This window comes from Corynebacterium pollutisoli (assembly GCF_900177745.1).
Classification (GTDB): domain Bacteria; phylum Actinomycetota; class Actinomycetes; order Mycobacteriales; family Mycobacteriaceae; genus Corynebacterium; species Corynebacterium pollutisoli.
Genome location: NZ_FXAR01000003.1, coordinates 160,876 through 186,558 on the forward strand (window position 1 = coordinate 160,876; position 25,683 = coordinate 186,558).

General features: G+C 68.2%; 22 protein-coding genes. 9 read left to right on the top strand and 13 right to left on the bottom strand.

All coding sequences use genetic code 11. The features are described 5' to 3' along the window. The 3 genes from B9Y70_RS05695 to B9Y70_RS05705 all read right to left on the bottom strand — a co-directional run bounded on the left by B9Y70_RS05695 (nucleotide 1) and on the right by B9Y70_RS05705 (nucleotide 4,313). Complete coding sequence (locus B9Y70_RS05695; protein ID WP_085549293.1) at nucleotides 1-1,515, bottom strand: MFS transporter; 1,515 nt, start codon at nucleotides 1,513-1,515, stop codon at nucleotides 1-3. A 96-nt stretch (nucleotides 1,516-1,611) separates the two neighbouring features. Continuing rightward, the gene (locus tag B9Y70_RS05700; RefSeq protein WP_143337541.1) at nucleotides 1,612-3,081 is read right to left on the bottom strand and encodes an MFS transporter; all 1,470 of its coding nucleotides are present in this window, start codon (nucleotides 3,079-3,081) and stop codon (nucleotides 1,612-1,614) included. 2 nt (nucleotides 3,082-3,083) lie between these two features. Next, nucleotides 3,084-4,313 carry an amidohydrolase gene (locus tag B9Y70_RS05705; RefSeq protein ID WP_085549294.1) on the bottom strand — a complete coding sequence of 410 codons (1,230 nt, stop codon included), beginning with the start codon at nucleotides 4,311-4,313 and terminating at the stop codon, nucleotides 3,084-3,086. Between the two features lie 781 nt (nucleotides 4,314-5,094). On the opposite strand from B9Y70_RS05705, the gene B9Y70_RS13030 reads away from it, so the two are divergent. Beyond that, a complete protein-coding gene (locus B9Y70_RS13030) occupies nucleotides 5,095-5,325 on the top strand; it encodes a hypothetical protein (protein WP_240309150.1) in 231 nt (76 codons plus the stop codon). Nucleotides 5,326-5,431: 106 nt separating this feature from the next. On the opposite strand, the gene B9Y70_RS05715 is transcribed toward B9Y70_RS13030, so the two are convergent. Continuing rightward, nucleotides 5,432-6,799: an FAD-dependent oxidoreductase gene (locus B9Y70_RS05715; RefSeq protein ID WP_085549295.1), complete on the bottom strand. Its 1,368-nt coding sequence runs from the start codon at nucleotides 6,797-6,799 to the stop codon at nucleotides 5,432-5,434. Between the two features lie 472 nt (nucleotides 6,800-7,271). On the opposite strand from B9Y70_RS05715, the gene pta reads away from it, so the two are divergent. The 3 genes from pta to B9Y70_RS05730 all read left to right on the top strand — a co-directional run bounded on the left by pta (nucleotide 7,272) and on the right by B9Y70_RS05730 (nucleotide 11,035). Further along, nucleotides 7,272-8,645 carry a phosphate acetyltransferase gene (gene pta, locus B9Y70_RS05720; RefSeq protein ID WP_085549296.1) on the top strand — a complete coding sequence of 458 codons (1,374 nt, stop codon included), beginning with the start codon at nucleotides 7,272-7,274 and terminating at the stop codon, nucleotides 8,643-8,645. Next, complete coding sequence (locus tag B9Y70_RS05725) at nucleotides 8,645-9,844, top strand: acetate kinase (RefSeq protein WP_085549297.1); 1,200 nt, start codon at nucleotides 8,645-8,647, stop codon at nucleotides 9,842-9,844. Before pta ends, B9Y70_RS05725 begins: the two co-directional genes overlap by 1 nt. Nucleotides 9,845-10,036: 192 nt before the next feature. After that, nucleotides 10,037-11,035, top strand: a complete 999-nt coding sequence (locus B9Y70_RS05730) for a hypothetical protein (protein WP_085549298.1) — start codon at nucleotides 10,037-10,039, stop codon at nucleotides 11,033-11,035. A gap of 79 nt (nucleotides 11,036-11,114) precedes the next feature. On the opposite strand, the gene B9Y70_RS05735 is transcribed toward B9Y70_RS05730, so the two are convergent. The 3 genes from B9Y70_RS05735 to B9Y70_RS05745 are packed head-to-tail and all read right to left on the bottom strand — an operon-like array spanning nucleotide 11,115 to nucleotide 16,137. After that, entirely contained in the window at nucleotides 11,115-13,523 is a 2,409-nt protein-coding gene (locus B9Y70_RS05735; protein ID WP_143337542.1) for a serine/threonine protein kinase, read from the bottom strand. Next, nucleotides 13,520-14,566, bottom strand: a complete 1,047-nt coding sequence (locus B9Y70_RS05740) for a glutamate ABC transporter substrate-binding protein (protein ID WP_143337543.1) — start codon at nucleotides 14,564-14,566, stop codon at nucleotides 13,520-13,522. The genes B9Y70_RS05735 and B9Y70_RS05740 overlap by 4 nt, the downstream gene beginning before the upstream one ends. Then, nucleotides 14,566-16,137 carry a hypothetical protein gene (locus B9Y70_RS05745; RefSeq protein ID WP_085549300.1) on the bottom strand — a complete coding sequence of 524 codons (1,572 nt, stop codon included), beginning with the start codon at nucleotides 16,135-16,137 and terminating at the stop codon, nucleotides 14,566-14,568. The genes B9Y70_RS05740 and B9Y70_RS05745 overlap by 1 nt, the downstream gene beginning before the upstream one ends. 77 nt (nucleotides 16,138-16,214) lie before the next feature. Between B9Y70_RS05745 and B9Y70_RS05750 the strand changes: the two genes are divergently transcribed. Genes B9Y70_RS05750 through B9Y70_RS05760 form a run of 3 tightly spaced genes read left to right on the top strand, consistent with a single transcriptional unit; the run spans nucleotide 16,215 to nucleotide 18,428 of the window. After that, nucleotides 16,215-16,718 (top strand): NUDIX domain-containing protein, encoded by a 504-nt coding sequence (locus B9Y70_RS05750; protein ID WP_085549301.1) that lies wholly within the window; start codon nucleotides 16,215-16,217, stop codon nucleotides 16,716-16,718. A 22-nt stretch (nucleotides 16,719-16,740) separates the two neighbouring features. Next, nucleotides 16,741-17,658 (top strand): ABC transporter ATP-binding protein, encoded by a 918-nt coding sequence (locus B9Y70_RS05755; RefSeq protein WP_085549302.1) that lies wholly within the window; start codon nucleotides 16,741-16,743, stop codon nucleotides 17,656-17,658. Between the two features lie 8 nt (nucleotides 17,659-17,666). Next, nucleotides 17,667-18,428, top strand: coding sequence for a multidrug ABC transporter permease (locus B9Y70_RS05760; protein WP_085549303.1), 762 nt, complete (start codon nucleotides 17,667-17,669; stop codon nucleotides 18,426-18,428). A gap of 1 nt (nucleotide 18,429) precedes the next feature. On the opposite strand, the gene B9Y70_RS05765 is transcribed toward B9Y70_RS05760, so the two are convergent. Continuing rightward, nucleotides 18,430-19,653 carry a Na/Pi symporter gene (locus B9Y70_RS05765; protein WP_085549304.1) on the bottom strand — a complete coding sequence of 408 codons (1,224 nt, stop codon included), beginning with the start codon at nucleotides 19,651-19,653 and terminating at the stop codon, nucleotides 18,430-18,432. A 118-nt stretch (nucleotides 19,654-19,771) separates the two neighbouring features. Between B9Y70_RS05765 and B9Y70_RS05770 the strand changes: the two genes are divergently transcribed. Then, nucleotides 19,772-20,974, top strand: a complete 1,203-nt coding sequence (locus tag B9Y70_RS05770) for a multidrug effflux MFS transporter (RefSeq protein ID WP_085549305.1) — start codon at nucleotides 19,772-19,774, stop codon at nucleotides 20,972-20,974. Here the strand turns inward: B9Y70_RS05770 and cls are convergent. From cls to B9Y70_RS05795, 5 genes are all read right to left on the bottom strand, one after another. Then, entirely contained in the window at nucleotides 20,946-22,442 is a 1,497-nt protein-coding gene (gene cls, locus B9Y70_RS05775) for a cardiolipin synthase (protein ID WP_085549306.1), read from the bottom strand. The two genes, B9Y70_RS05770 and cls, sit on opposite strands and share 29 nt — an antisense overlap. Continuing rightward, nucleotides 22,443-23,264: an exodeoxyribonuclease III gene (locus B9Y70_RS05780; RefSeq protein ID WP_085549392.1), complete on the bottom strand. Its 822-nt coding sequence runs from the start codon at nucleotides 23,262-23,264 to the stop codon at nucleotides 22,443-22,445. Between the two features lie 101 nt (nucleotides 23,265-23,365). Next, nucleotides 23,366-23,716: a VOC family protein gene (locus B9Y70_RS05785; protein ID WP_205410415.1), complete on the bottom strand. Its 351-nt coding sequence runs from the start codon at nucleotides 23,714-23,716 to the stop codon at nucleotides 23,366-23,368. Between the two features lie 114 nt (nucleotides 23,717-23,830). After that, on the bottom strand, nucleotides 23,831-24,823 hold the full coding sequence (locus B9Y70_RS05790) for an N-acetylglutamate synthase, CG3035 family (protein WP_085549307.1): 993 nt from the start codon (nucleotides 24,821-24,823) through the stop codon (nucleotides 23,831-23,833). Next, on the bottom strand, nucleotides 24,824-25,408 hold the full coding sequence (locus B9Y70_RS05795) for a peptide deformylase (RefSeq protein ID WP_085549308.1): 585 nt from the start codon (nucleotides 25,406-25,408) through the stop codon (nucleotides 24,824-24,826). On the opposite strand from B9Y70_RS05795, the gene B9Y70_RS05800 reads away from it, so the two are divergent. Next, a complete protein-coding gene (locus tag B9Y70_RS05800) occupies nucleotides 25,407-25,682 on the top strand; it encodes a DUF3263 domain-containing protein (protein WP_085549309.1) in 276 nt (91 codons plus the stop codon). The two genes, B9Y70_RS05795 and B9Y70_RS05800, sit on opposite strands and share 2 nt — an antisense overlap. Nucleotide 25,683: the final 1 nt, after the last annotated feature.

Sequence of the window (25,683 nt, forward strand, 5' to 3'; positions counted from 1 at the left end):
TCAACTCTTGTGGGTCGTGGGGGAATCGACGGCGATCTGGTCGGCCGGGCGTTTCTGGCGGGGCACGACGACGAGGATGGCGACGAGGGCGATGAAGGCCAGGAGGGCATTGAATCCGATGCCCACCATGCCTGCCTCGCGTAACGCCACATTGTACTGCACTCCCACGAAGGGGATCAGCTCCCGCAAGACAGGCACCCCGGTCTCCTCCAGCGCGGTGAAGATGGCGGTGGAACCCGCCAGACCGAAGGCCGCGCCAAGGGAGGAAGCCATCTTGAACAGTCCCGCGCCGGAACCGGCGTACTCGTCCGGGAGCGAGGAGAGGGCGGTGTCCGTCGCCGGGGTGGCGAAGAAGGCCAGTCCCAGCCCGAACAGGGAGAAACCGATCGCGGCCATGATGATGTAGGAGGTCTGGTAGAGGTTGGTGAACATGAGGAAACTAATGGCCACCAGCATCGTCGCCGCGCCCAACGCCATGGGCTTGCGGGGGCCGAGCTTCTGCAGCATCTTCTCGCCCACGCGGATGAAGGCGATGACGCACACGGCGTAGCCGAGGGTGACGTAACCGGCGTCGGCGGCGGACAGGCCTCCCGCCTGCTGCAGCATCCACAGCGCCACCGTCATCACACCCACGCAGGAGTTCATGAGGAAATTCGCCAGCACGGCACCGGAGAAGGAGCGGCTGCGGAAGAGCCGGAAGTCGATGAAAGCATCCGGATTGCCGGACTCGACCCGGAAGAAGACGATCAGCGCGGCGACGGCGACGGCCGCCAGCGTGAGGATGATCGGGTGGGCCCAACCGAGGGAGGACCCCTGGGTGGCCACCACCTGAGCGGACAGGAGGGCGACGAGGAAGCTGGCGATGCCCGCGACATCGAGCCTGCGCTCCAGCCCCGCGGCGGGCTGGGACTCCGGCAGCGGCCGGATGAGGACTATCGCGGCGACGGCGACGGCCGCGCTGAGCACGAACAGCCCGCGCCAGCCGACCACAGTGCCGGTGAGCCAACCACCGACCAGGGCGGCGAGTCCGGACCCGCCGAAGGTGCCGATCGACCACATCGACACGGCGCGTTGGCGGTCCTCGCCCTGCCAGTAGGTTTTCACCAGCGCGAGAGAGGTGGGCATGATGAACGCCGCGGCCAGGCCCTGCATCGCACGGCCCAGCAGCATCATCACCGCCGACAGGTCGCTGAACGCTCCGGCCACGAGCAGGGAACCGACGATGTTGATGACGAGCCCGATCGTGAGGAACCGTACCCGGCCGTACCGGTCGCCGAAACCGCCGGCGATGACGACGAACATTCCGGCGAACAGCGACGCCAGGGAAATGGCGGTGTTCATCAGCGGTTGCGGTATGCCGGTGTCGCCGGCCATGACGGGGCCGATGTTGAGCGCGGACTGGGCGAACAACCAGAAGGTCAGGACGGCCAGGACCAGGCCGAGCAGGGTCGGGTTCGTGCCTGTGAACTCACGGTCCGCGCCGGTGGGGCCAGTGTCTGCTGTGGGCGTTGACATTGGCATTCCTTATGGTTGTCGGGCGCTGAACCACAATGACCGCTACCCGGGAGGTGATTCCCGCAGTGGCGGTCATTGCACGGAACTCGCCGAAGTCTAGGCTTCCGCCTCGGCTTTCTTGCCCTTGGGGATGAAGAAGGTGATGGAGATGAGGGCGGCGATCGCCATCAGGGCGTTGAAGGCGAGGCCGACGAAGCCGGCTTCGCGGACCGCCACATTGTCCTGTCGACCGGAGAACTCGATGGCCGCACCGACGATGTCGAGGCCGGAGGTCTGGAGCGCGGTGAAGATGGCTGCGGAGGCGGCGACGCCGAAAGCGGCGCCCAGGGACGAGGCCATCTTGTAGATGCCGGAGCCCGAGCCGACCTGGTCGTTGGGCAGGTTGGACAGGGCGGCGTCTGTGGAGGGAGTGGCGTAGAACGCCAGTCCGAGGCCGAACAGGGAGTACGAGATCACCGCGAGGATCTGGTAGGTGCCCTGCATGGTGTTGGTGGCCATGAGCAGTGAGATGGAGACCAGCACGATGAGGGTTCCCCAGATCATCGGCTTCCGCGGACCGAACTTCTGCAGCAGTTTCTCACCCACGCGGATGAACGCGATGATGAAGATCGCGTAGCCGAGGGTCAGGTAGCCCGCCTCGGCGGCCGACATGTTGCCTGCGCCCTGCAGGACCCAGAGGGAGACGGTGAGGGCGCCGGCGGTGCCGTTGATGAGGAAGTTCGAGATCGTCGCGCCGGTGAACACGGTGTTCTTGAACAGCGCGAAGTCGACGAAGGGGGTGCCGGTGTTGCGTTCCTGGTTGATGAAGACGCCGAACGCGGCGAGGAAAACCGCCAGCAGGGCCCAGGTGATCCAGCTGGTCCAGCCGATGGAGGAGCCCTGGGTGACGACGATGAGCAGGGACGCCAGAGCGACCGCCAGGGAGATGATGCCTATCCAGTCGGTCCGGCCGGGCTTGCCCGCGCCCGGCGCCGCCTCGGGGATCTGGCGCATGAGGATGATCGAGAGGACGGAGACGACTGCGCTGATGATGAAGATCGAGCGCCAGCCCAGGGCGGTGGAGGCCATGAAACCGCCGAAGATGGCGGTCAGGCCGGAGCCGCCCCAGGAACCGATGGACCACATGGACACGGCGCGCTGGCGGGCGGGACCCTCCCAGTACACCTTGAGCAGCGCCATGGTGGTCGGCATGATGGCGCCGGCCGACAGGCCCTGGAGCACGCGGCCGGTGAGAACCATGCCGGAGGCGGCCTCGCTGAAGGCGAAGGCGATGAGCAGGGAGCCGATCATGCCGAAGACATTGCCGAGGGTGGCGATCTTCTTCAGGCCGAACTTGTCGCCGAAGCCGCCCCACATGACGATGAACATGCCGGAGAACAGGGCGGACAGCGAAATCGCGATGTTCATCACCTCCATCGGCATGCCGATGTCGTCGGCCATGAGGGGGCCGATGTTCATTGTCGTCTGGGCGAAGAGCCAGAAGGTGATGACCGCGAGGACGATGCCGAAGAGGGAGGCGTCGTTGCCCTTGAAATCGGTCCTGACTGGTGTGGTCGTGGTGGTCATGCTCAGTTCTCCTTCAGGAGCCACGGGGACGCGGCGACGATGATGGCTTCAGCGCCGCGGTCGAGTGTGGGCTGGATGTCGGGTGCGAAGAAGGGGGAGTGGTTGCCGGGCGCGGTCGCGGTGTCGGCGAACCCGCCGAGGCCCCAGAAGGTGTACGGCACGCCCAGGGAATCCGGGATGACGGAGAAGTCCTCGGAGGCGGGCACGGGACCCATCTCGACGGAGTTCTCGCCGAAGAAGTCGTCGAAGGCGGCGGCGACAGTGTCCGTCACGTCGTCGTCGTTGTTGGTCAGCGGGTAGACGTCGAAGTACTCGAACTCCGGCTCCCGCGGGCTGCGGGAGGCTTCGCACTCCGCCTTGACGATCCTCTCGATCGCCTCGTGCAGCGAGGCGCTGACCTCGGCGTTGTAGGCGCGTGTGTTGAGCAGCAGGATCGCCGAATCCGGAATGATGTTGGATTTCGTGCCGGCGTGGAAGGAGCCGACGGTCACCACCGCGGTCTCCTTGGGCGCGACCTCGCGGGAGATGATGGTCTGCAGGCGGGTGACGATGGATGCGCCCAGGACGATCGGGTCGACGCCGAGGTTGGGCATCGCGCCGTGGGAGCCCTTGCCGTAGATGGTGATCTTGATCGAGGCCGCCTGGGAGAACAGCGGGCCGCGGCGGGTGCCGACGGCCCCGCCCGGGAGTATCCCGAGCACGTGCTGGCCCAGGTAGACGTCCGGGGTGGGCATCTTGGCGGCGATGTCGTTGTCCACCATGTCCTGGGCGCCGGCCGCGATCTCCTCGGCCGGCTGGAAGACGCCGACGAAGGTGCCGGACCACTCTCCGCGGGCGGCGGCCAGGGCCTCGAGGGCGCCGAGCAGGGACACGATGTGTACATCGTGGCCGCAGGTGTGCGCGACCGGCGTTTCCACGCCGGTGTTCTCGTCGACTTGGGTCACTCCCTCGGCGGAGTAGTCCTTGCCGGACTGCTCGGCCATGGGTAGTCCGTCGATGTCGGCGCGCATCGCGACAACGGGGCCGTCACCGTTGCGGAGGATGGCGACCAGGCCGGTCCTGCCGACCGGGTTGAGCTCGTCGACGCCGATGCGGTCGAGCTCTTCCCGGATTTTCGCCGAGGTCTTGTGTTCCTGGAGGGAGAGCTCCGGGATTCGGTGGAATTCCTTGTACAGCTCTTCGCGGGCGCTTCTGGTGGTGTCGAGATGGGAAACGATGTTCTGGATCGTCATGGCTGCTCCATTTCCAGCGGAAGATAATACCTTTTATTGAACTCCGAGGAGCTCAATGGTCAAAGCAATGTGGGATGTGATATTCACCTCATCATGGATGAAGTTGTCGACGAGTAGTACCTCCATCACCAAAATACCCCGTATGCATTGCGTACGGGTGTGTTTTCCGGCGGCCGGTCCCGGCCCGTTGCGCCAGTCTTCCCCGGGGCGGCTTCCCCGGGTCGGTGGGGCCGCGGAAAGCCCGACGGGACCGGTGCGGACGAGCGCCCCGAGGTGCCCTCCCCAATGTTCCGCAGAAGTGCATGGTCATGGCGGCGTTCGCGGATCGTCAGGGTGACCGAGTTGGCCAGCCCCACCGACATGACCCGCGCCTCGCCCGAACCGTGGAACTGGCTCGCCGCATTCGTCGACGGCGCGGTCCCGACAGTCATTGCAACCTGTTTTGGCCTCATAACCTTGGTCTGAGCCGCCGTGGACCCGTAGAAGATTATTAGGGTGGGAGTGTGACATTCCCCGGCGTGTGGTTTCAAGGTGGCCATGCGCAAGTTCCGTAACACCATGACCACCCTCGCCGTCGCGGGTCTCGTTGCCGCCGCTCCCGCCGTCGCCCACGCCGACGTCGTGGACACCTACCTCGCGGCCATCCCCGCCGGCCAGATCTCCTGCCAGCAGGCAAACAACTACTGGACCGACGCCGGCGATTACCAGAGTAAGCGCAGCCAGGCGCTGCTGGCCGCCAACTTCCATCCGCGCGGCGGCGAAATCCGCGACGCGCTCGCACGTGTCGACGAAGCCGCCCACCGCTGCGGCCTCATCGGGGGGAGGTGCAACCGCCCCCGCCGCCCAGAACGGCCAGGCCCCGGCTCCCGTCCAGCAGGGCGGCCAGCAGGTTCAGGCCCCCGCCCCCGGACAGGCTCCCGCTCAGGCTCCCGCCCAGGCCCAGGACAACACCGTGAGCATCGGCGGCCAGACCTTCCCGGTGCCGGAGATTCTCGCCCCCGTTGTCAACTGACTGCGAGACGCCTTGGGCAACCTGGGCATCCGCTTCTAAACAAGCAGAAAACACGACGCCGGGCCGGGAACATGAAAGAAGTCCCCGGCCCGGCGTCGTCGTGCCGCTAAATCTCGTACTCGGGGTGCGAGGAGGTGACCATCTGGTCCCACTCGACGATCTTCTTGCGCTCGCGGCCCTCGGCCTCGCCGAGTGAACGCTCGGCGGCATCGAGGTTGCGCCAGCCTTCCCAGGTGGTGACGGCGATCCCGCGGGCGTCGAGAAGCTCCAGGACAGCCTGGGGCTCAGGCTTTGCCGGGGCACTCAGGCGGCCCGCGTTGAAGTCCTCGAGCAGCATGGTCGTCGTGTCCTTCGCGTCGGACTTGGTGTTGCCGATCAGGCCGACGGGGCCGCGCTTGATCCAGCCGGTGGCGTACAACCCCTGGACCGGCGCCTCGGTGGAGGGGTCGAGGACCCGGCCGCCGTCGTTGGGGATGACGGCGCGCTCGGCGTCGAAAGGCACGCCTTCGACGGCCTCGGAGCGGTAACCGACGGCGCGGTACACCGCCTGGACATCCCAGGTAGTGAACTTCCCGGTACCGCTGACGTTGCCGGTGCCGTCCAGCTGGGTGCGTTCGGTCTTCAGTCCGACGACGCGGCCGTCCTCGCCGAGGATCTCCACGGGGGACTCGAAGAAGTGCAGGTAAAGCTTGTGCGTGGCGCCCTTCGGCTCACGGATGGCGTAACCCTCCAGGGTCTGGCACACCAGGTCCACGGACTTCGACTCGCGGCGGGCGGCCTCGGACGCGGCGTCGTAGTCGATGTCCTCCGGGTCGACGATGACCTCGAAGTTCTCCGAGTGGTCGAGCTCCTTGAGCTCCAGGGGGGTGAACTTGGCCTGCGCGGGGCCGCGGCGGCCGAAGACGTGGACCTCCTTGACGGCGGAGCGCGCCAGGTTCTCGTAGACGTTGTCCGGGATCTCGGTGACCTTGAGCTCGTCGGCGGTCTTCGCGAGGATGCGCGCGATGTCGAGGGCGACGTTGCCCACGCCGATGACGCCGACCTTCTCGGCCGTGAGATCCCAGTCGCGGGCGAAGTCCGGGTTGCCGTCGTAGAAACCGACGAACTCGCCGGCACCGAAGGACCCGTCGAGCTCGGAGCCGGGGATGCGCAGGTCACGGTCGCCGGTGGCGCCGGTGGAGAAGACGATCGCGTCGTAGTAGTCGCGCATCTCGTCGACGGTGAGGTCCCTGCCGATCTCGATGTTGCCCAGCAGGCGGATCTCAGGCTTGTCCAGCACGGCGTGCAACGACTTCACGATGCCCTTGATGCGCGGGTGATCCGGTGCCACGCCGTAGCGGATGAGGCCGAACGGGGCGGGCATGCGCTCGAAGAGGTCGACCGTCACGTCCTCCCCCGACTTCACGAGCAGATCCGAGGCATAGATACCGGCGGGACCGGCACCGACAACGGCGACGCGCAGGGGACGGGACATGGTGATGGAACATCCTTCGGGGTGGGGACAGTTTCGTTCCATAGTACTGACCTCTGCTGCGCGTCCCATATTCCGGGCGGGGGTACCGATGGGGTGTGGTCCGGAGCACCGTTCCCGGGGTGATTCGCGGAAATTTGCAGGTGTGTCAGGTCGGTTCGCGGGGAGATCCGCGGCGTCGGGGTGCGCGATCGGGCACGATTCCCACACCGCGCTGCGACGGGTTGGTCATACGTCGTATTGTGGGCGTGTGCTGCGGGTTTTCGTGCTTATCGACGCTCCGTCCGGGCCGCTTCCGTGACTCTATGCGGGGTGTCACATTGTGGAATGTCCGGTTATGTCGTGTTAAGTCTGAAAATTGCGGGCGTTACCAGTGTGGCGGAGGCGACATTCGTTATAGAATGGCGACCGATCCCACACGAGCGGCGATCCCGTGTTGCCCCGGACACCCCGCTCAGCGACAGAAAGGTTACGCATGTCTGACCCTCGTTCAGCACTGCTCAGTGTCGTCAACCGCAACTTCGACGGTGTCGACATTGACGGCCTGGCCGCGTCCCTCGGCCTCGGCGTCCGCCGCCTCGGCGACCACGAGCCCAAGGTCGGCTCCATCGTCACCGCAGGACTTCTCGACGACGGACCGGCCCTCGTCGTCGGCACCGGCAACCTGCACTTCGACGCGGAGATCGCCGCGGCCCTCGGCCTGCCGATCATCCTGCTGACCGACGCCGCAGGCTCCCACGTCCAGCTCGCCGAGCGTCAGGCCAAGACCCTCGACGCCGTCATCGCCGCCGCCGTCACCGAGGACGGCCTGCGCGACGTCGTCAAGCTGAAGGAGGCCCTCAAGATCAACGTCTCCCCGGTCATGTCCCCGCCGGTCTTCGAGTCCTGGCTGCTCCAGCGCGCCAAGGACGCCAAGGCCCACATCGTCCTCCCCGAGGGCGAGGACGACCGCATCCTGCTCGCCGCCGGCCAGCTGCTCGACCGCGACATCGTCGAGCTCACCATCCTGGGCAAGCCGGACGAGATCAAGAACCGCTCCGGAGAGCTGGGCGTCGACCTGGGCAAGGCCCACATCATCGACCACCTCACCTCCCCGCTCCTCGACGAGTTCGCCGAGGAGTTCGCCGAGCTCCGCAAGTCCAAGGGCGTCACCCTCGAGGAAGCCCGCGAGACGATGAAGGACATCTCCTACTTCGGCACCATGATGGTCCACAAGGGCATCGCCGACGGCATGGTCTCCGGCGCCGCCAACACCACCGCCCACACCATCAAGCCCTCCTTCCAGATCATCAAGACCACCCCCGACGCCTCCGTGGTCTCCTCGATCTTCCTCATGGTCATGCGTGGCCGCCTGTGGGCCTTCGGCGACTGCGCCGTCAACCCCAACCCGACCGCCGAGCAGCTCGGTGAGATCGCCGTCGTCTCCGCCAAGACCGCCGCCCAGTTCGGCATCGACCCGCGCGTCGCCATGCTGTCCTACTCCACCGGTTCCTCCGGCTCCGGCCCGGACGTCGAGCGCGCCATCGACGCCCTCCACAACGCCAAGCGCATCAACCCCGAGCTCAAGGTCGACGGCCCGCTGCAGTTCGACGCGGCTGTGGACCCGGGCGTCGCGAAGAAGAAGATGCCCGACTCCGACGTCGCCGGCCAGGCCAACGTCTTCGTGTTCCCCGACCTCGAGGCCGGCAACATCGGCTACAAGACCGCCCAGCGCACCGGCTCCGCCCTCGCCGTCGGCCCGATCCTGCAGGGCCTGAACAAGCCCGTCAACGACCTCTCCCGGGGTGCCACCGTCCCGGACATCGTCAACACCGTCGCTATCACCGCCATCCAGGCCGGAGGAAAATAATGACCTACGCACTCGTCCTGAACTCCGGTTCTTCGTCCATCAAGTTCCAGATCCTCGACCCGACCGCCGACGCCGCCGACGACCCGTTCGTCTCCGGCCTCGTCGAGCAGATCGGTGAGCCCAGCGGCAACATCGTCGTGAAGATCAACGGCGAGAAGTACACCTCCCAGGCCCCGATCCCGGACCACTCCGTCGGCCTCGAGATGGCCTTCGCCATCCTCGGCGAGCACGGCGCCGGCCCGACCGACGTCGACATCTCCGCTGTCGGCCACCGCGTCGTCCACGGCGGCAAGGTCTTCTCCAAGCCCGAGATCATCAACGACCAGGTCGTCGAGATGATCCGCGACATCATCCCGCTGGCCCCGCTGCACAACCCGGCCAACGTCGACGGCATCGAGGTCGCCCGCCAGATCCTCCCCGACGTCCCGCACGTCGCCGTCTTCGACACCGGCTTCTTCGCCGACATGCCGCCGGCCGCCGCCCTCTACGCCATCAACGCCGAGGTCGCCGGTGAGAACGGTGTCCGCCGCTACGGCTTCCACGGCACCTCCCACGAGTTCATCTCGCAGCAGGTCCCGGCACTCCTGGGCAAGGACCCGAAGAACGTCAACCAGATCGTCCTCCACCTGGGCAACGGCGCCTCCTGCTCCGCCGTCCAGGGTGGCCACGCCATCGACACCTCCATGGGCATGACCCCGCTGGCCGGCCTCGTCATGGGCACCCGCTGCGGTGACATCGACCCGGGCATCATCTTCCACCTCTACCGCACCGCCGGCCTGAGCATCGACGACATCGACACCCTGCTCAACCGCAAGTCCGGTATCAAGGGCATGTCCGGCGTCAACGACTTCCGCGAGCTGCGCCAGATGATCGAGGACGGCGACACCGACGCCTGGTCCGCCTACAACATCTACATCCACCAGCTGCGTCGCTACATCGGCTCCTACATGATCGCCCTGGGCCGCGTCGACGCCATCACCTTCACCGCCGGTGTCGGTGAGAACGCCAAGTTCGTCCGTGAGGACGCCATGGCCAACCTGGAGATGTACGGCATCAAGATCGACCCGGAGCGCAACGACCTGCCCAACGACGGTCCGCGCGAGATCTCCTCCGACGACTCCGCCGTCAAGGTCTTCGTCGTCCCCACCAACGAGGAGCTGGCCATCGCCCAGAAGGCCACCGCACTCGCCGGTAAGTAGAACGCGAGCAGACCCCCGGTGCCACGGTGCCGGGGGTTTTCTCTGTGGTGCCCCTCGAATCCGCCCAGTGTTTCCACGTGGATTTTTCGGCGCGCGTGCATTTTCCCAGGTCGCGGAATAGGTCAGGCCCTTATCCACGTGGGAACCCAAAGGAGGCGAGCGGGGCCGGCCCGCCCGGGTTAGGGTGGCGGCATGACACGGGTCGGGGGGCCTCTGGTCGACATCTCGGGGATGTCGGAGTGGGAGGCGAGGCAGAAGCTCAGGCAGGCGAGACACATCAAGCTCGCCAAAGGCATCTACATCGGCGAGGGTGACTGGTCGCGGTTGGACAGCGCAGCACGCGCCACGGCGCAGATCGTGGCGTCGGGGATTGCGACGCCCGCCACCGTGGTGGCCGGACGATCGGCGGCGATACTCCATGACCTCCCGCTGGTCGGCCGGCTGGATCATCACGCGGTGGAACTCGGTGGGTACCGGGCCACGAAGGGCGGCCGTCGGCGTCACGACCACGTGTACCGGAACCTGTCGCCGGCACAGGTGGGGGAGGCAAAGACGGTGACGACACCGTACGGCGACGTCCCGGCCACCACTCCGGCGGCGACGGGTCTCGACCTGGCCCGTTGGTACGAGCTGTCGCTGGGTGTCCGGTGCCTCGACCGCGCCCTGGCTCGGAAGGCCACGACCGCCGCTGACATCGACACGGCTCTAAAGCTCGCCCACGGTTGTTCCGGCATTCAGGCCATGCGGAACGCCGCGCGTCTGGCCTCACCCTGGTCGGAGAGTCCGCGCGAGTCCGACATGAAGGTCGCGATGTGGGCGGCGGGGCTGCCTCCCCCGTTGCAGCAGGTGAACCTCTACGACGCGTCCGGGGGGTTCGTGGCGCGGCTGGACTTCTTCTGGCCGGACATCGGGTTCGGCACGGAGTACGACGGCCAGGGAAAACTTGCCGGGGAGTTCGGGGTCCCCGTCGCGGTCGCCGCCCGGCAGGACGTGGAACGGCAGCATCGGATCAGCAACCTGGGGGTCAGCAACTTCCGGGTGGATCATCGTTCCGCGCGGACCGGCGCGGCGATGCGGGGTGTCGCGGCGATGTACCGGCGGGTGGCGGCGCGGGGAGTGCCTCTCGACCCGGCCCTGTGGAAGTGCGTGGGCGGGCCGGCGTGGCGACCCCCGGGGTTCCCACGTGGATAAGGGCCCGACCTATTCCGCGACCTGGGAAAACCCCGGCGCACCGGAAAATCCACGTGGGAACCCTGAGGGAGGCAGCACCCTAGAACCACGTCACCGGCCGCACCTGGTTCGCCAGATCCACGAGCGCGTAGCGGTGGCGGGCGAAGGGCGCCTGCCGGGCCTGCTGCCGCAACGTGTATGCCAGTCCGTAGCGCAGCCCCCGCTGGGTGAAGGGGTACTCGAAGAGGTCGTTGGGTGAGGCGGCGGACTCCACGGTGGCGTCGCGGAGGAAGTTGAGGCCGGCGGACATGACGGCGATCTTGATCTGGAGGAAGCGGGGCTCGTTGGTGGGGATCTCCTCCAGGCGGCGGGCGGCGCGGCGGATGCGGGATTCGGTGAGGGTGCCGGAGATGAGCTGGAGGATGGTCGTCAACTGGGCCATCCGGTGGTGGCGGGAGGCCTGCGGCACGCGGTCGAGTGCGGCGACGGACATCTCGATCTGCCCCTCGGCCATGAGTTGGCGCGCGAGGCCGAAGGCGGAGGACACGGTGGTGGGGTTGGTGGCCCACACGAGGCCGTAGAGGCCCATGGCGTTGAAGCGGAGGAGGGCGGGTTCCTGGGTGACGTGCAGCCAGGTGGGGTTGATCTGGTCGACGACCTCGGGGTCGACGGCGTCGAGGCTGGTGGACAGCAGTGATGCCGCGCGGGCCACCTTCTCGGGGAGCAGGGCGGAGTGGTGGTGGCCGAGCTGCTGGAGGATGAGTTCGTCGACGGCGGCGAGGGCGAGTTTCGGGGCGGACTCGCCGGGCAGGATGTTGAGGACCGCGGCGAAGTGCTTCTGGGCGGAGACGTAGTCGTCGAGAAGTAGGGCGGTGACGCCGGAGTACCACTGGAACCGCCAGTCGTGCCCGAGCCGCCCCTCCAGGGAGGACAGCCAGGAGCGCGCCTGGCCGGTGAAACCGAGGTCGAGCATGGCGCGGACGACGCCGAGGGGGATTTCGGCGGACTGCTCGTATTCGGGGGTCTTCATCGCCTGGCGCAGCGTCTCCAGGGCCTCCTGGGGTTCGGTGTAGGAGGAGCCGGAGAGCATGCCGGCGCCGACGTCGGTGCGGTCGATGAGCGGCGCGGGCAGGGCGGAGACGACCTCGGGGGAGGTGATGCGGACGGTGCGGTCGATGCCGTCGATGAGCTGGTCGGTGCGGAAGACCAGGTGTTTCGTGCCGAAGGTCGTACGCTGCGGCGAGAACATCGAGTGCTGCGCGGGGAACTGTTCACCGGTGCGGATGGCGATGACCTCGCGGAGCACGCCGTAGAGCTGGGTGGACATCTCGGCGATGTCGCGGAAGCGCTGGGTGGGGTCCTCGTTGGTGGCGCGGCGCAGCAGGCGGTAGAAGCTGAGGTGCTTGCGGAACAGCGGCTCCGTCGACGGCGAGGGGAGTCCGGGCAGGTAGGCGCCGGTGTCGTCCTTGGGCAGGTGGACGGTGAGGGCGGCGAGGGTGCGGCCGATGGTGTAGATGTCGCTGGCGACGCTCGGTCCGTGGCTGGCCACCTCGGGGGCCTGGAAGCCCTTGGTGCCGTAGATGAAGCCGTAGGCGCCGATGCCGGAGACGGCGCCGAGGTCGATGAGTTTGACCTGGTCCTCGGTGACGATGATGTTGTCGGGTTTGAGGTCGTTGTAGACGACGCCGCGGGAGTGCAGGTAGTCGAGCGCGGGGAGCACCTCGATGAGGTAGCCGATGGCGAGGTCGATGGGCAGGACGTGGTTCTCGCGGCTGTTGCGGCGGCTGCGCAGCGACGGCCCGCCGACGTACTCCATGACGATGAAGCCGCCGGGGACGCGCGGGTCGTCGATGAAGTTGTAGATCTTCACGATCCCGGGGTGCGTGATGTCGGCGAGGAACTCGCGTTCGGCGACGGCGGCGCCCATCTCGTCGGCGGACTTCTCCGACTGCATGCCCTTGAGCACGACGAGGCGCCCGGAGACGAAGTGGTCGTTGGCCAGGTAGATCCAACCCATGCCGCCGTGGGCGATGACGCCGAGGATCTCGTACTGTCCGGCCACCATGTCGCCCGGGTTGAGGTGCGGGGCGGGGATGCCCTTCTGCGCGGCCGCGGCCGGGTCCTGCAGGGCGTCCTCGGGGCGGGTGGGGGGGATGAACGGCAGGTTGACCATGCCGTCGGCGACGGTGCGGCCGCCGCGTTCCGCGCCGCGCCGTTCGCGGAAGGTGGACAGGGCGAGTTCGCGGGCGCGGGCCGAGGTGTCGTCTCTTATCGACGCCGCCGTCGGCGCCGTGTCCGGCCCCGTCATCGCGGCGGTGCCGACGGGGCTGCCCACGGTGGCGCCGTCGTCGTGCTGGTCGCGCAGGTTGCCGAGGTCGGCGATGAGGGCGTCGAGGCCGGCGTCGACACTGTCGTCGTCATCGGCGAAGGGGTCGAAGTGGACGGCCTGGGTGCCGGGGGCCTCGTCGGCGATGTCCTCGGGGAGTTCCTCGAAGTCGGGGTGGGTCACGGGGCCTCCTCCTCGGGGGCGGGCGGCTGGGGGGCGTCCTCGGGGCGGTACATCAGGGGCGGCGGGCCGGAGGTGGCGAGGTACACGGCGAACCAGCGGTCGTAGAGGCGCCACCAGGTGCCGTCGGCACGCACGCGCTCGATGGTGGCGTTGACCTGGCGGACCAGCCCGTCGGTGTTGAGGTGCTCGTCGGAACGCGCGGCGGCGACGGCGTAGGACTCGGCGGCGAGGGATTCACCGACGATCTCGGTGTAGGGGTCCTGGGCGGCGATGCCGGAGAGGATGGTGTCGTCGGAGAGGATCGCGTCGGCCTGGTTCTGCTGCAGGGCGACGAGACAGTCGGCCCAGCTGCGGGTCTTGAGGATCCGGGACTGCGGGGCGTGGATGCGCGCCTTCTCCAGGGCGGTGGAACCGTCGGTGACGCACACGGTGCGGCCCGGCAGCTGGGTGACGCCGGTGATGGCGGAGTTGCTCATGACCAGCAGGCGGGAGTCGGTGGTGAGGTAGGGGGAGGAGAAGGCCACCTCCTGCTGGCGGTTGCGGGTGACGGTCATTGTGCGGATGATGATGTCCACCTCGTGGTTCTCCAGGGCGGAGGCGCGGTTGGCGGACTCGACGAAGCGGAAGTCGACGAGCTCCGGGTCACCGAAGATGTCGCGGGCGATCTCCCGGGCGAGGTCCACCTCGAAGCCCTCGAGTTCGCCGGTGACGGAGTCCCGGAAGGACAGCAGGTTCTGCGACTGGTCGACGCCGACGATGATGCGGCCGCGTTCCATGATGTGCGGGATCGTCAGGTGGAGGTCGGGCTCCGAGGCGTAGGGACGCAGGGAGCCCTCGATGTCCCACGTGTTGATCTCGCGGGGTTCCTCCGCGCCGGGTTCCTCCACGGCGGAGCCGGCGGGCAGCGGCGGGCCGTAGGCGTGGGCGACGGGGCGCTGCGGGGCGGTGGGGCGTTCGTCGGTGGGGGTGCGCTGGAACTCCAGGGTGGGCAGGGAGCACCCGGCGAGCGTGCCGACGAGCAGGAGGGCGAGCAGGCGGCGCATCACAGGTACTCCTGCAGGCGGGGGCGCACGCCGATCCACACGGCGAGGACAGCGAGGATGCTCAGCAGCAGCACGGCGGTGGACACGAGCTGGGTGGCGGCGAGGCCGTCGTTGATGAAGGCGCGCATGGAGGAGCGGGCGTCGGCGATGAGGCGGGACAGCGCGCCGTCGAGACGGTCGTAGGAGGCGGCGGCGGTCGGCGGGGCACCGGGCACGAGCGTCGTGGTGGTGGCCAGGCGGACGGCCTCGGCGTAGTTGCCGGTGTTCATGGCCACGACGAAGCGGTCGTGCGCGCCCTCCCAGTCGTTGAGGGCCGTGCGGGCCTCGATGATCTGCGCGCGGTTCGCCCCGGAGGCCAGCGGGTTGTGGCCCTCGGCCTGCTCGAAGTCGTCGAGGGCGAGGTTGATGGCGTCGGCGGTGGACCCGAAGGAGACGGAGGTGTCGGAGACGGACTGGCGGCGGACCAGGGCGAGGGTCTCGGAGGTGCGGGCCTGCTGCGCCTGGATACGGGAGGCGGTGAGCGAGTCCCAGGGCATCGACGCCTCCTCGAAGCCGCGGGTGCCGGCCTGCCAGGTGCTGAAGTTCGACGCGGAGACCCACACGATGGCGATCGCCATGAGGGCGGTCGCCGCGAGGAAGCCGCGGTTGAGGCGGCGCCGGGTCATGCGCCACAGCAGCCACTGGGCGACGAGCAGGAAGAACACGGCGGCGAACAGGCCGGACAGCGGCACCCACTGGGGGCGGGTGAGCTGGTGCTGCTGGTCGCGGACGTTGGAGGAGGTGGCGGCGAAGAGGGTCGCGGCGTCGGGGAGAATCTGTTCACGCATGAGCGACGACGCCTCCGCCATGTAGGCGACGCCCACGGGGTTGCCCATGCGGTTGTTGGTGCGCGCGGTCTCGACGAGGCCGGTGTAGATGGGGATCTGCCGCTCGATGTCCGCGATGAGCTGCAGCGTCTCGCGGTCGTTGAAGGCGATGCCGGCGGAGGACTCGGTGGCCGACATCATGGCGCGGTCGATGGCCGCGTTGTAGCGCGCCCGGGTACCCGCCGACTCGACGCCGGCCTGCACGAAACCGGTGGTGGCGATGGTGTCCGCCAGCGACAGGGAGGTGTAGAGGTTGTGCGCGGCGTAACTCATCGGCTCGGTGGTGGTGAGCAGGACGTCGAGCTCCTGCTGCCGGTCCGACGACGACTGGGACATCGACCAGCCGGCCGCGAAGATCGCGGTCGACAGGATGACGGAGATGGCCACCAGCTTGCCGGGCGTGGTGGCAAGGAAGAAGAAGATGCGGCGGAACCACAGGTAGGGCACCGCGAAGGTGTCCATGACGCGGACCATCGCGCCGCGGCGGCGATGCTCCTCATCCGAGGTGACCTCGTCGAGCCAGTGGTCGCGCGTGTCCTCGGGGACGTCCGCTCCGTCGTCGTCGACGACGGTTCTTTTCGACGCCCGCGTCGATCCGTTTCCGGGAGTGCGCAGGCGGGTGCGACGGTAGTGCAGGAGCGTGCCCGTCGGGCCGGAGGTCTCACCCCCCGGGGCACGCTCGGGTTGGTCCGTCGCGCCAGTCATTGCCACATGATAACCCGCTGAGTGTGTCCTGCGCCATGCCCCGCGCCGGGGGGTGACGGGCGGCTACGCTCGAGGACATGAACGGTGACGGAAACGGTTGGGCCGCCGGCCCCGGCACGAAGGTGTGGGGCCGTTTCGGGGCGGCGGGACTCATGCTCCTGGCGGGCCGCGAGGACCCGCACGTGCTCATGCAGCACCGCGCCCTGTGGACGAACAACGGTGGCACCTGGGCCCTGCCCGGCGGGGCGCGGGACTCGCACGAGTCGACGCAGGAGGCCGCCCTCCGGGAGGCGGTGGAGGAGTGCTCGCTGGAGCCCTCGCTCATCGAGGTGCTCCACGAGTCGGTGACCGCCGGCCCGTACCCGGCGGACCCGGAGCAACCGGAGCTGGCGGGGGACTGGACCTACACCACGGTCATCGCCCGGACGACCACCGGCGAGCCGCTGAAGACGTTCCCCAATGAGGAATCCGTCGAGCTCAGATGGGTTCCTCTCTCAGAATTGACTCAACTTCCGCTCATGCCCGCGTTCGCGGCGTCACTCCCGGCACTTGTTCAGGTGATTGGCAGGTTGCCGCTCTGACACGTGTGGCAGGGTGGACCATATGATCCACGTTGAAGGGCTGACGAAGGAGTACGGAGAGGTCCGCGCAGTCGACGACCTGACGTTCTCGGTGCAGCCGGGGATCGTCACGGGATTCCTCGGCCCCAACGGGGCGGGGAAGTCGACGACCATGCGGATGATCGTCGGTCTGGACACCCCCACCACCGGCACCGCGCTCATCGACGGCCGCCACTACCGCGAGTTCACCCGCCCCCTCACCCAGGTGGGTGCGCTTCTCGACGCCAAGGCCGTCCATCCCAACCGCTCCGCCGCCAATCATCTGCGCTGGCTGGCGCAGTCCAACGGCCTGCCGCTCTCGCGGGTCGACGAGGTCCTCGACCTCGTGGGGCTGAGCGGGGTGGCGAAGAAGAAGGCCGGGGGGTTCTCGCTCGGCATGGGGCAGCGGTTGGGACTGGCGGGTGCCCTCCTCGGTGACCCCCGCATCCTCGTGCTCGACGAACCCGTCAACGGCCTCGACCCGGAGGGCATCCGCTGGGTCCGCGGGCTGCTCAAGGCGCTCGCCGCGGAGGGCCGGACGGTCCTCATCTCCTCGCACCTGCTCTCGGAGATGGCGCTCACGGCCGACCGGCTCATCGTCATCGGCCGGGGCCGGCTCGTGGCGGACACCACGACCGAGGAGTTCATCCGCGAGCACTCGACGCAGACGGTGCTCGTGCGCGCCGAGGACCAGACCGGGCTGGCCACCCACCTCACCGCCGCCGGGCTCGAGGTGACCAAGGTCAACGGTCACGGCCTCGAGGTCGCGGACAGCAGTACCGAGGAGGTCGGGGCCCTGGCGTTCACCGGCGGGTACCAGCTGCGTGAGCTGTCCATGCGGCAGGCGTCCCTGGAGGACGCGTTCATGGATTCCACCGGTGGCGCGGTGCAGTACCAGGCGCGGGCGGACCGCGAGAACTAGGGAGAAGAATGTTCCTCAACACACTGGCGGCGGAGTTCACCAAACTCCGCACGACGGCGTCGTTCTGGTGGACCACGGTCCTCTTCGTGGCGGTCGGCCTCGGCTGGGCCGCCATGACGGGGGCCACCACCCTGGAGGCGGACGGCGGGTTCCCCACCCTGTGGGCCCCGACGATCGCCACGACGGTGTACATCATCGGCTTCCCGGTGCTCATGATCCAGGCGATCATGCTCATCACCACGGAGTACCGCTACGGGGTGCAGTCGTCGACGTTCCTGGCCACCCCCCGCCGGTGGACCGTGGCCCTGGCGAAGCTGCTGCTCTACGCCGCCTTCGCCGCGGCGCTCACCTTCGTGGTGGTGGTCGTCGGCTTCTACCTGGCGCGTGCGTTGGCCCCGGCGTCGGCGGCGGAGTTCTTCGACCCGTTCAACGACGCGGACGCCCAGCACATCATGTGGGTCTACCCGGCGGCGGCCGCGATGACGGTGATGATCAGCCAGGGCATCGCCCTGCTGCTGCGGCAGACGGCGGGCACGGTGGCGCTCATGCTCATCTGGTTCATGGGCCTCGAGCAGGTGTTCCGCCTGGTGCCCAAGATCGGGGCGGACATCGTCGGCTACCTGCCCTTCGAGAACCTGGGGGCCTTCGTCAACGGGGTGCAGCTCGAGGGGATCGGGTGGGACACCTACGGTTCGGGCGCCTACTTCCTGGTGTGGGCGGTCGCCGCCTGGGTCGCCGGGGTGGTCGTCCTGCAGCGTCGCGACGCCTGAGTCAGCTCACCACCGAGTACACGAGGATGATGAGGGCGGGCACGACGAAGTACGCCGTGGCCATCATCGCCGCCGCTGCGGAGTAACCGCGGGCGGCGACCCGGCCGGAGAACTCGGCCAGGCGGATGATGAGCTCCCGCAGCGGCGGGATGATGATGACCAGCAGCGCGGACATGACGTTGAAGGAGACGTGCACCAGCGCCGCCTGCACGGCCAGGGCCCCCATCGGGCCCGGCACCGCCAGTGCGGCGAGCAGCGACATGAGCGTCGTGCCGACGTTCGCGCCGAGGGTGATCGACAGGGCCTCCCGCATCTTCAGCGTCCGGGTGACGGCGAAGGGCAGCAGGGAGGAGACGGTGACCGAGGAGGCGTTGACCGCCATCGTCACCAGCGCGCCCGAGAGCACCCCGAGGGCGTCCGACGCGCCGGAGGAACGCTCGAGCAGCGTGCGGGTGGTGGCGGCGGTGAGCACCGAGAGCTGGGCGTTGAGGATGCGGATCGCGCCGAGGATGAGCAGCGTGCCCGCGAGGATCGCCACGACCGCCGCGGCGCGCGCGGACATGACGGTGCCGAGGAGACCCTGGACACCGACGGCGTCGATAAGCGGGGCGAACAAGGACGCCAGCTCGCGGCCGGTGTCCGTGGCCGCGTCGCCGACGACCGTGTCGGAGACGAGCCCGGCGGTGCGCGACAGCGGCTGGAAGAGCAGCTCGAGAATGAACGCGACCAGGACGAACAGACCGTTGAACCACGTGTGCAGCGACGCGGAGGCGAACGCGCGGCGGAAGCTGCGGCGGTGGCCGAGGTAGCTGAAGGAGACGATCATCGCCGTGATCGTCGTGCCCACGTTCGCGCCGAGGATGATGGGGACGGCGACCGCCACGGAGACGCCGCCGGTGCCGACGGCCGTGACCGTCAGGGCCGTCACCGCCGTCGACGACTGGATCGCGGACGTGGCGATGACGCCGATGAGCAGACCGATGACCGGGTTCGTCGCCAGGTCGAAGAGGCGGCCGATGGCGGGGGACCCGAGGGCGTAGGCACCGTCGAGGATGAGGTAGACCGCCAGGAACATCATGAGGATCGCGGCGGCCACCGCCATCCAGCGGACGAACGCGCCGAAGGCGGAGAGCGCGACGAAGTCCCGCTCCGCGGGGATCTGTTTCGGGTTGATGAAGTGCTGGGTGCCGGGGAGCGGGAGGGGGAGCGTGGCGTCCGCGGTCATGCCTCACTCCCTCGTCGCGTTACCTTGCCGTTATGTGGTCGTCATGTGGCAGACAACTGATGTCCACCTGAATCTATCACCGAGGGTGGTCGGACACCATTGCGCTAAGGTGTCCGGAATGAACGCCCGACAGCAGCTCACGGTCCCGCTGCTCATGGCGCTGGCGCTGCTCTCCGCGTCCGCGCCCTTCGCCATCGACATGTACCTGCCGGCCCTGCCGGACATCGTCCGTGATCTGGACACCACCCAGCCCATGGTGCAGCTCACGCTGTCCGCCTTCCTCGCCGGACTGGCGATCGGCCAGCTCATCATCGGGCCGCTGTCCGACGCCCTCGGCCGGCACCGGCTCATGCTCGTCGGCACCGTCATCGCCCTGGCGGCGGCGGTGTTCGCGGCGCTGGCCCCGACCGTCGAGATGCTCATCCTCGCCCGCCTCATCCAGGGCCTGGGCTCCGGCGCGGCGATCGTGCTCTCCCGCGCGGTGGTCCCCGACCTGGCGGTGGGGGAGGCGGCGGCGCGGGCCTTCGCCCTGCTCATGACCATCCAGGGCGTGGCCCCCATCCTCGCCCCGGTGCTCGGCGGCGTGCTGGCCGAACCCATCGGCTGGCGCGGCCTGTTCTGGGTGCTCGCCGGGCTGGCGGCGCTGCAGGTCGTCGTGGTGCTCGTTGTCATTCCCGAGTCCCGGCCGCCGGAGGAGCGCAGCCCGGCGACCGTGCGGGGCGTGCTGGGCAACTACGCCTTCGTGCTGGGCAGCCCGGGCTACCGCGGCTACCTGGTGACCTTCGCGGCGGCCTTCTCCGCGATGTTCTGCTACATCTCCGCCTCGCCGTTCGTCATGCAGGAGCAGCTGGGGATGTCCGTGCGCGGCTACGCCACGATGTTCGCCGTCAACGGCGTGGGCATCATCGGCGGCAGCCTCGTCAACGCCCGCCTCATCGGACGGGTGCGCACCGAGAGGCTGCTGCTGGGTGCGCTGACGGTGCAGGTCACGGCGACGCTCGCGCTGCTGGCGGCCACCGCCCTGTACCCGCACAAGTGGCTCATCATGGCGCTGCTGTTCGTCATCATCGCGCAGATCTCCATCGTCATGGGCAACACCACCGCGCTGGGCACCGGGCTGGTGCGTGAGCGCGCCGGGTCCGCCTCCGCACTCATGGGTTTCGCGCAGTTCGGCATCGCCGGCCTGGTCAGCCCGCTCATGGGCCTGGGCGATGATCCCGGCGTCACCATGGCGCTGGGCATGACCGCCTGCTTCCTCGTGGCCCTCGGCGCGGCGGTCTACGCCACCCGCACTACTGCAGGGCCGACGTCAGCTTCATGACGTTGTCGACGTAACGCCGGAAGAAGCTGCGGTCGTTCCACTCCTCCAGGGTGAGGCGGCGGGAGACGGCGAGGTAGGCGTCGGCAAGCTCATTGAGATCGTCGAGAATGTCACCGCGGGCGATCATGAGCGTGGCCTCGTAGTTGAGTCCGAAGCTGCGCATGTCCATGTTCGAGGAACCGACCGTGCCCATCGACGTGTCCGAACCGGGGTCGGCGATGTTGAACTTCGAGTGCAGGATGTACGGCGCGGGGAAGAGGTGGATGCGCACGCCGGCCTCGAGGAGCACCTGGTAGTAGGACGACTGCGCGTGGTGCACCATGAACTGGTCCGACTGCTCGGAGACCAGCAGATCCACCTGGACCCCGCGGTAGCAGGCGGAGGTGACGGCCTCCAGGAGGGACTCGTCGGGGATGAAGTACGGCGAGCACAGCACGAGGCGGTGCTTGGCGGCGTGGACGATGGAGTTGAACATCCGCAGGTTCGGCTCCGTCGTGTAACCGGGGCCGGAGGGGACGAGCTGGACGATATTGTCGGACTCGCCGGGCTCGGGGCAGGAGGGGTCCTGCACCTCGTGCTCCGGTGGGGGCTCGATGTCGAGGAGCTCGTTGGTCTCCGCGTACCAGTCGACGGCGAAGAGGAAGGCCATCGACGCCACTACCGGGCCGGTCACCTCCACCATGCAGTCGACCCACTTGCGGCCCTTCCGGATGTTCGCGCTCATGAGGTAGGAGCGGTCGATCATGTTGATGGAGCCCATGAAGCCGACGCGGTCGTCGATGATGAGCAGTTTGCGGTGGTTGCGCAGATCGGGGCGGCGGAACCGGAGGCGCCACGGCTTGAGCGGGAGCATGAGCTGCCAGTCAACGCCGATCCTCGTGAGCCGGCGGCCGAGGCTGAGATAGCCCGGGTACTTCAGGGAACCGATCTGGTCGAAGAGGTAGCGGACCTTGACGCCGCGCTGCACGGCGCGTTCCAGGGCGCGGAAGAAGGGGTCGGTCGTCTCGTCCCAGGCGGTGATGTAGATCTCGACGTGGACGTGGTCCTCCGCCTTGTCGACCGCGGCCGCCATCCGCAGGATCGTCTCCTCGTAGTCGCCGTACACGCCCCGGTTGTGGGCGACGACGGCCGGCAGGTTGGTCAGCCGACGGTTGAGCTTGACGACGGACTGCATCTCCGGCCGCAGGTCACAGCCCTCCGGCCAGTCGGGGACGTGCGACTGGACGTCCTCGATCATGACGTTGGCCTCGCTCTGGATGCGGTGGCGGCGCCGATTGATGTACGGCGAACCCACGAGGAGGAACAGCGGCAGCCCGATGAAGGGCAGCAGCAGAATGGCCAGCAGCCAGGCGGTCGAGGAACTCGGTCGGCGCCCCTCCGGGACCAGGCCGATCGCGATGATCTTGATCGTGTAGTCGACGATGAGGCCGATGAGCTGCCACGTGCTGAGATCGAGTGCGAGGGTCACTTAACGGACCTCGTCGAAGGTGGCCTTCTCCACGTAGTCGACGACCACCGGCGCGTGATCCGAGGCGCCCGTGCCGGCCCGCTCCTCGACGTCGACGAACGCCGCCTGCGCCTGCTTCGCCAGCGCCGGGGTGGCCAGCTGGAAGTCGATCCGCATGCCCTCCCCCTTCTGGAAGCGCAGGGCCTTGTAGTCCCAGTAGGTGAAGCGTGCCTCGGTGAGCGGGCGGGTGACCTCGGTGAGCCCGGCGTCGATGAGCCCGTCGAAGCAGATCCGCTCCGGCTCGGTCACGTGCGTCTTGCCGTCGAAGAAGGCGATGTCCCACACGTCCTCGTCGAGCGGGGCGATGTTGAAGTCGCCCAGGTAGACGGCCTTCTGCCCCGGATCCGCGCGCAGGGAATCCCGCACGTGGTCGGCGAGGGCGTAGAGCCAGCGCAGCTTGTAGTCGTAGTGCGGGTCCGCGATCTCGCGCCCGTTGGGCACGTACAGGCTCCACACGCGGACCCCGCCGCACGTCGCGCCGATGGCGCGCGACTCGACGATCTGCTCCGCGCCCGGATCCTTGTCGAAGCCCGGCTGTCCCGGAAAATGCTTCTCGACGTCCGCGATACCCACCCGGGACACGATCGCCACGCCATTCCACTGACTGGTGCCGACGTGCGCGACCTCGTAACCCGCGGCCTCGAAGACGGCGTAGGGGAACTTCTCGTCGGTGCACTTCGTCTCCTGGATCGCCAGGACGTCCACGTCGTGGCGTTGGAGGAAGGCGACGACGCGCTCCGCACGCGTGCGCACGGAATTGACGTTCCAGGAGACGATCCGCATGAAGTACACACTACCTGCGGGTCAGGGGCAGGTCAGGCCTCGGTGGCGTTGAACATCCACAGCACGCCGAACTGGTCGCGGACCTGGCCGTAGTGGTCACCCTACGGGGCCTGTTCGAAGGGCATCTCCACCTCCGCACCACCGGTGATGAAGCGGTTGATGATGCCCTCCGCCTCGGCGACGGAGTCGAACTGCAGGAGGAGGGAGTAGACGTCGGAGCGCAGCCCGGGGGCGTCGTCCTCCATGGCGTCGCCGCCGGCGATGCTCACGGTGTCGGAATTGAGGGTGGCGTAGGCTACGGCGTCCCGCGGCGGGTCGAAGGGCAGGCCCTCCATGGGGGTGTCGCCGTAGGTGAGAAGCTCGAGCTCCCCGCCGAAGATGGACTCGTAGTGGCGGAACGCCTCCGCGGCGTTCCCGGGAAAGGAGATGTTGATGCTGAACTGCATGGACATGGGTACTCCTGGCCGTTGTGTGTGACGTAACGGGTATTAAGTGGTCCACGTCACAGTGTAGGCCTGCGCGGGTGATCCGTCGACCGGGAAACGCCGACGCCGAGGGGAGTGGTCTCAGGACTCCCGTCGCGCGTAGCGGTGCCGGTGGTGCTCGATGAACCCCAGCTTCGTGTACAGCGCCCGGCCCGCCTTGTTGGAGGCGATGACCTGCAGGTACGCGTCGGTGGCGCCGCGGGAGGCGCCCCAGGCGAGCATCTCGGCACCGAGTCGGGTGCCGAGGCCGCGACGTCGATAAGCTTCCGCCACCTCGACGGCCGAGTACCCGAGCCACACGCGACCATCCTCCGAGGACGTGAGCGTACCCCGGGTGATCGCGACGGTCTCCCCGGCGGGTGCGAGGAGGCGGCCGAAGCCCATCTCGCCGTCGATCTGGTCCTGCAGCAGGCGCAGCGCGTGGACCGGCAGCGGCTGGCCGCGGAAGTGGTAGAGGGCGAGCCAGTCGTCGTCGGGTTGGTCGTCGATGCGGAAGGTGTACTCGGCCGCGGGGAGGTCGAGGGCGGTCAGCTCGCGCGTCATGACGATGATCTCCGGGCCCAGCTCCCAGCCGCCGGACTCGACGAGCTTCTCCGCGGGCGCGCCGATGCGCTCCGGGATGAGCACCTTCACCGGCAGATTGTGGCGCTCGTAGAAGGCCCGGATCTCCTCGAGCGGCACCTGCCCGAAACCGGCGGAACGGCCCAGGGGGGCGGCGGAGTTGGAGCGCTCCGTGATGCCGTCGCCGGCGCGCATGAGCCACTGGCCGTCGCGCGTCCACGTGTGTTCGATGCCGGGGAAGGCCTTGGCGGTGGCGGTCTCCACGGCGCGGATGTCGGAGTTGCGGATCCGGCGCGGGGAGAGTTTCTTCACCACCTTGACCAGCTCGTCCGGCACCTCGATCGGCTCGGCCGAGGAGACGAAGCCGCCGACGGACTGCGGGCGCAGCACCAGCGGCGACACCGAGACCACGTGCCCGATGATGTCGGAGAGGTGCCCGGGGGTGTCGGGGAGGAGGCGGCGCACGACCACGCGGTCGCCGACCGCCACCTCGTCGGAGCGGAAGATACCCATCTAGTGCCCGAAGGGGTCCTCGTCCTCGCCCGGCATCCAGGTCAGGCCGGGTTCGGTCCACCCGTTGGCCTTGATGGTCTTCTTGGCCTGGCGCTTGTAGCGGCCGATGAGGACGTCGGTGTAGAGGAAGCCGTCGAGGTGGCCGACCTCATGCTGGAGGCAGCGGGCGAAGAAGCCGGTGCCCTCCACCTCGATCTCGTTGCCGTCGGCGTCGAGGCCCGTGACCTTGGCCCAGGGGGCGCGGCCGGTGGGCCAGCCCTCACCGGGGACGGAGAGGCAGCCCTCGTCCTCGGAGCCGTCATCGGCCGGCATGGTCTCGGGGATCTCGGAGGTCTCGAGCACGGGGTTGATCACGCATCCCGTGTGCTGCACGCCCTCGTCGTCGGGGCAGTCGTACACGAACAGTCGCTTGCCGACGCCGATCTGGTTCGCGGCGAGACCGACACCGTTGGCGACATCCATGGTCTCGTACATGTCGGCGATGAGGGTCTGGATCTCCTCGCTCCCGATGTCGGCGGGGTCAACGGGCGTGGTGGGGTTGTGCAGCACGGGGTCGCCGTGGATCACAATCGGGCGGATCGTCATGGCATACAGTTTAGGCATGTCCGGCCTGAGTGAATCCGATGCCCGCCTCCTCGCCTTCGAGGAACGCGCGCCCCGCTCGGCGGGAGCGAAGGAGGAACTCATCCGCGCCGAGCTGGGGATGAGCCCGGTCCGCTACTATCAGCGCCTCAATCTGCTTATCGACGTCCCCGCCGCCATGTCCGCCCATCCCGTCCTGCTCGGCCGTCTGCGGCGTATCCGGGACCGACGGGCCGGGGAGCGCGCGGAACGCGCGGCCCGCGATGATTTAGACTGAC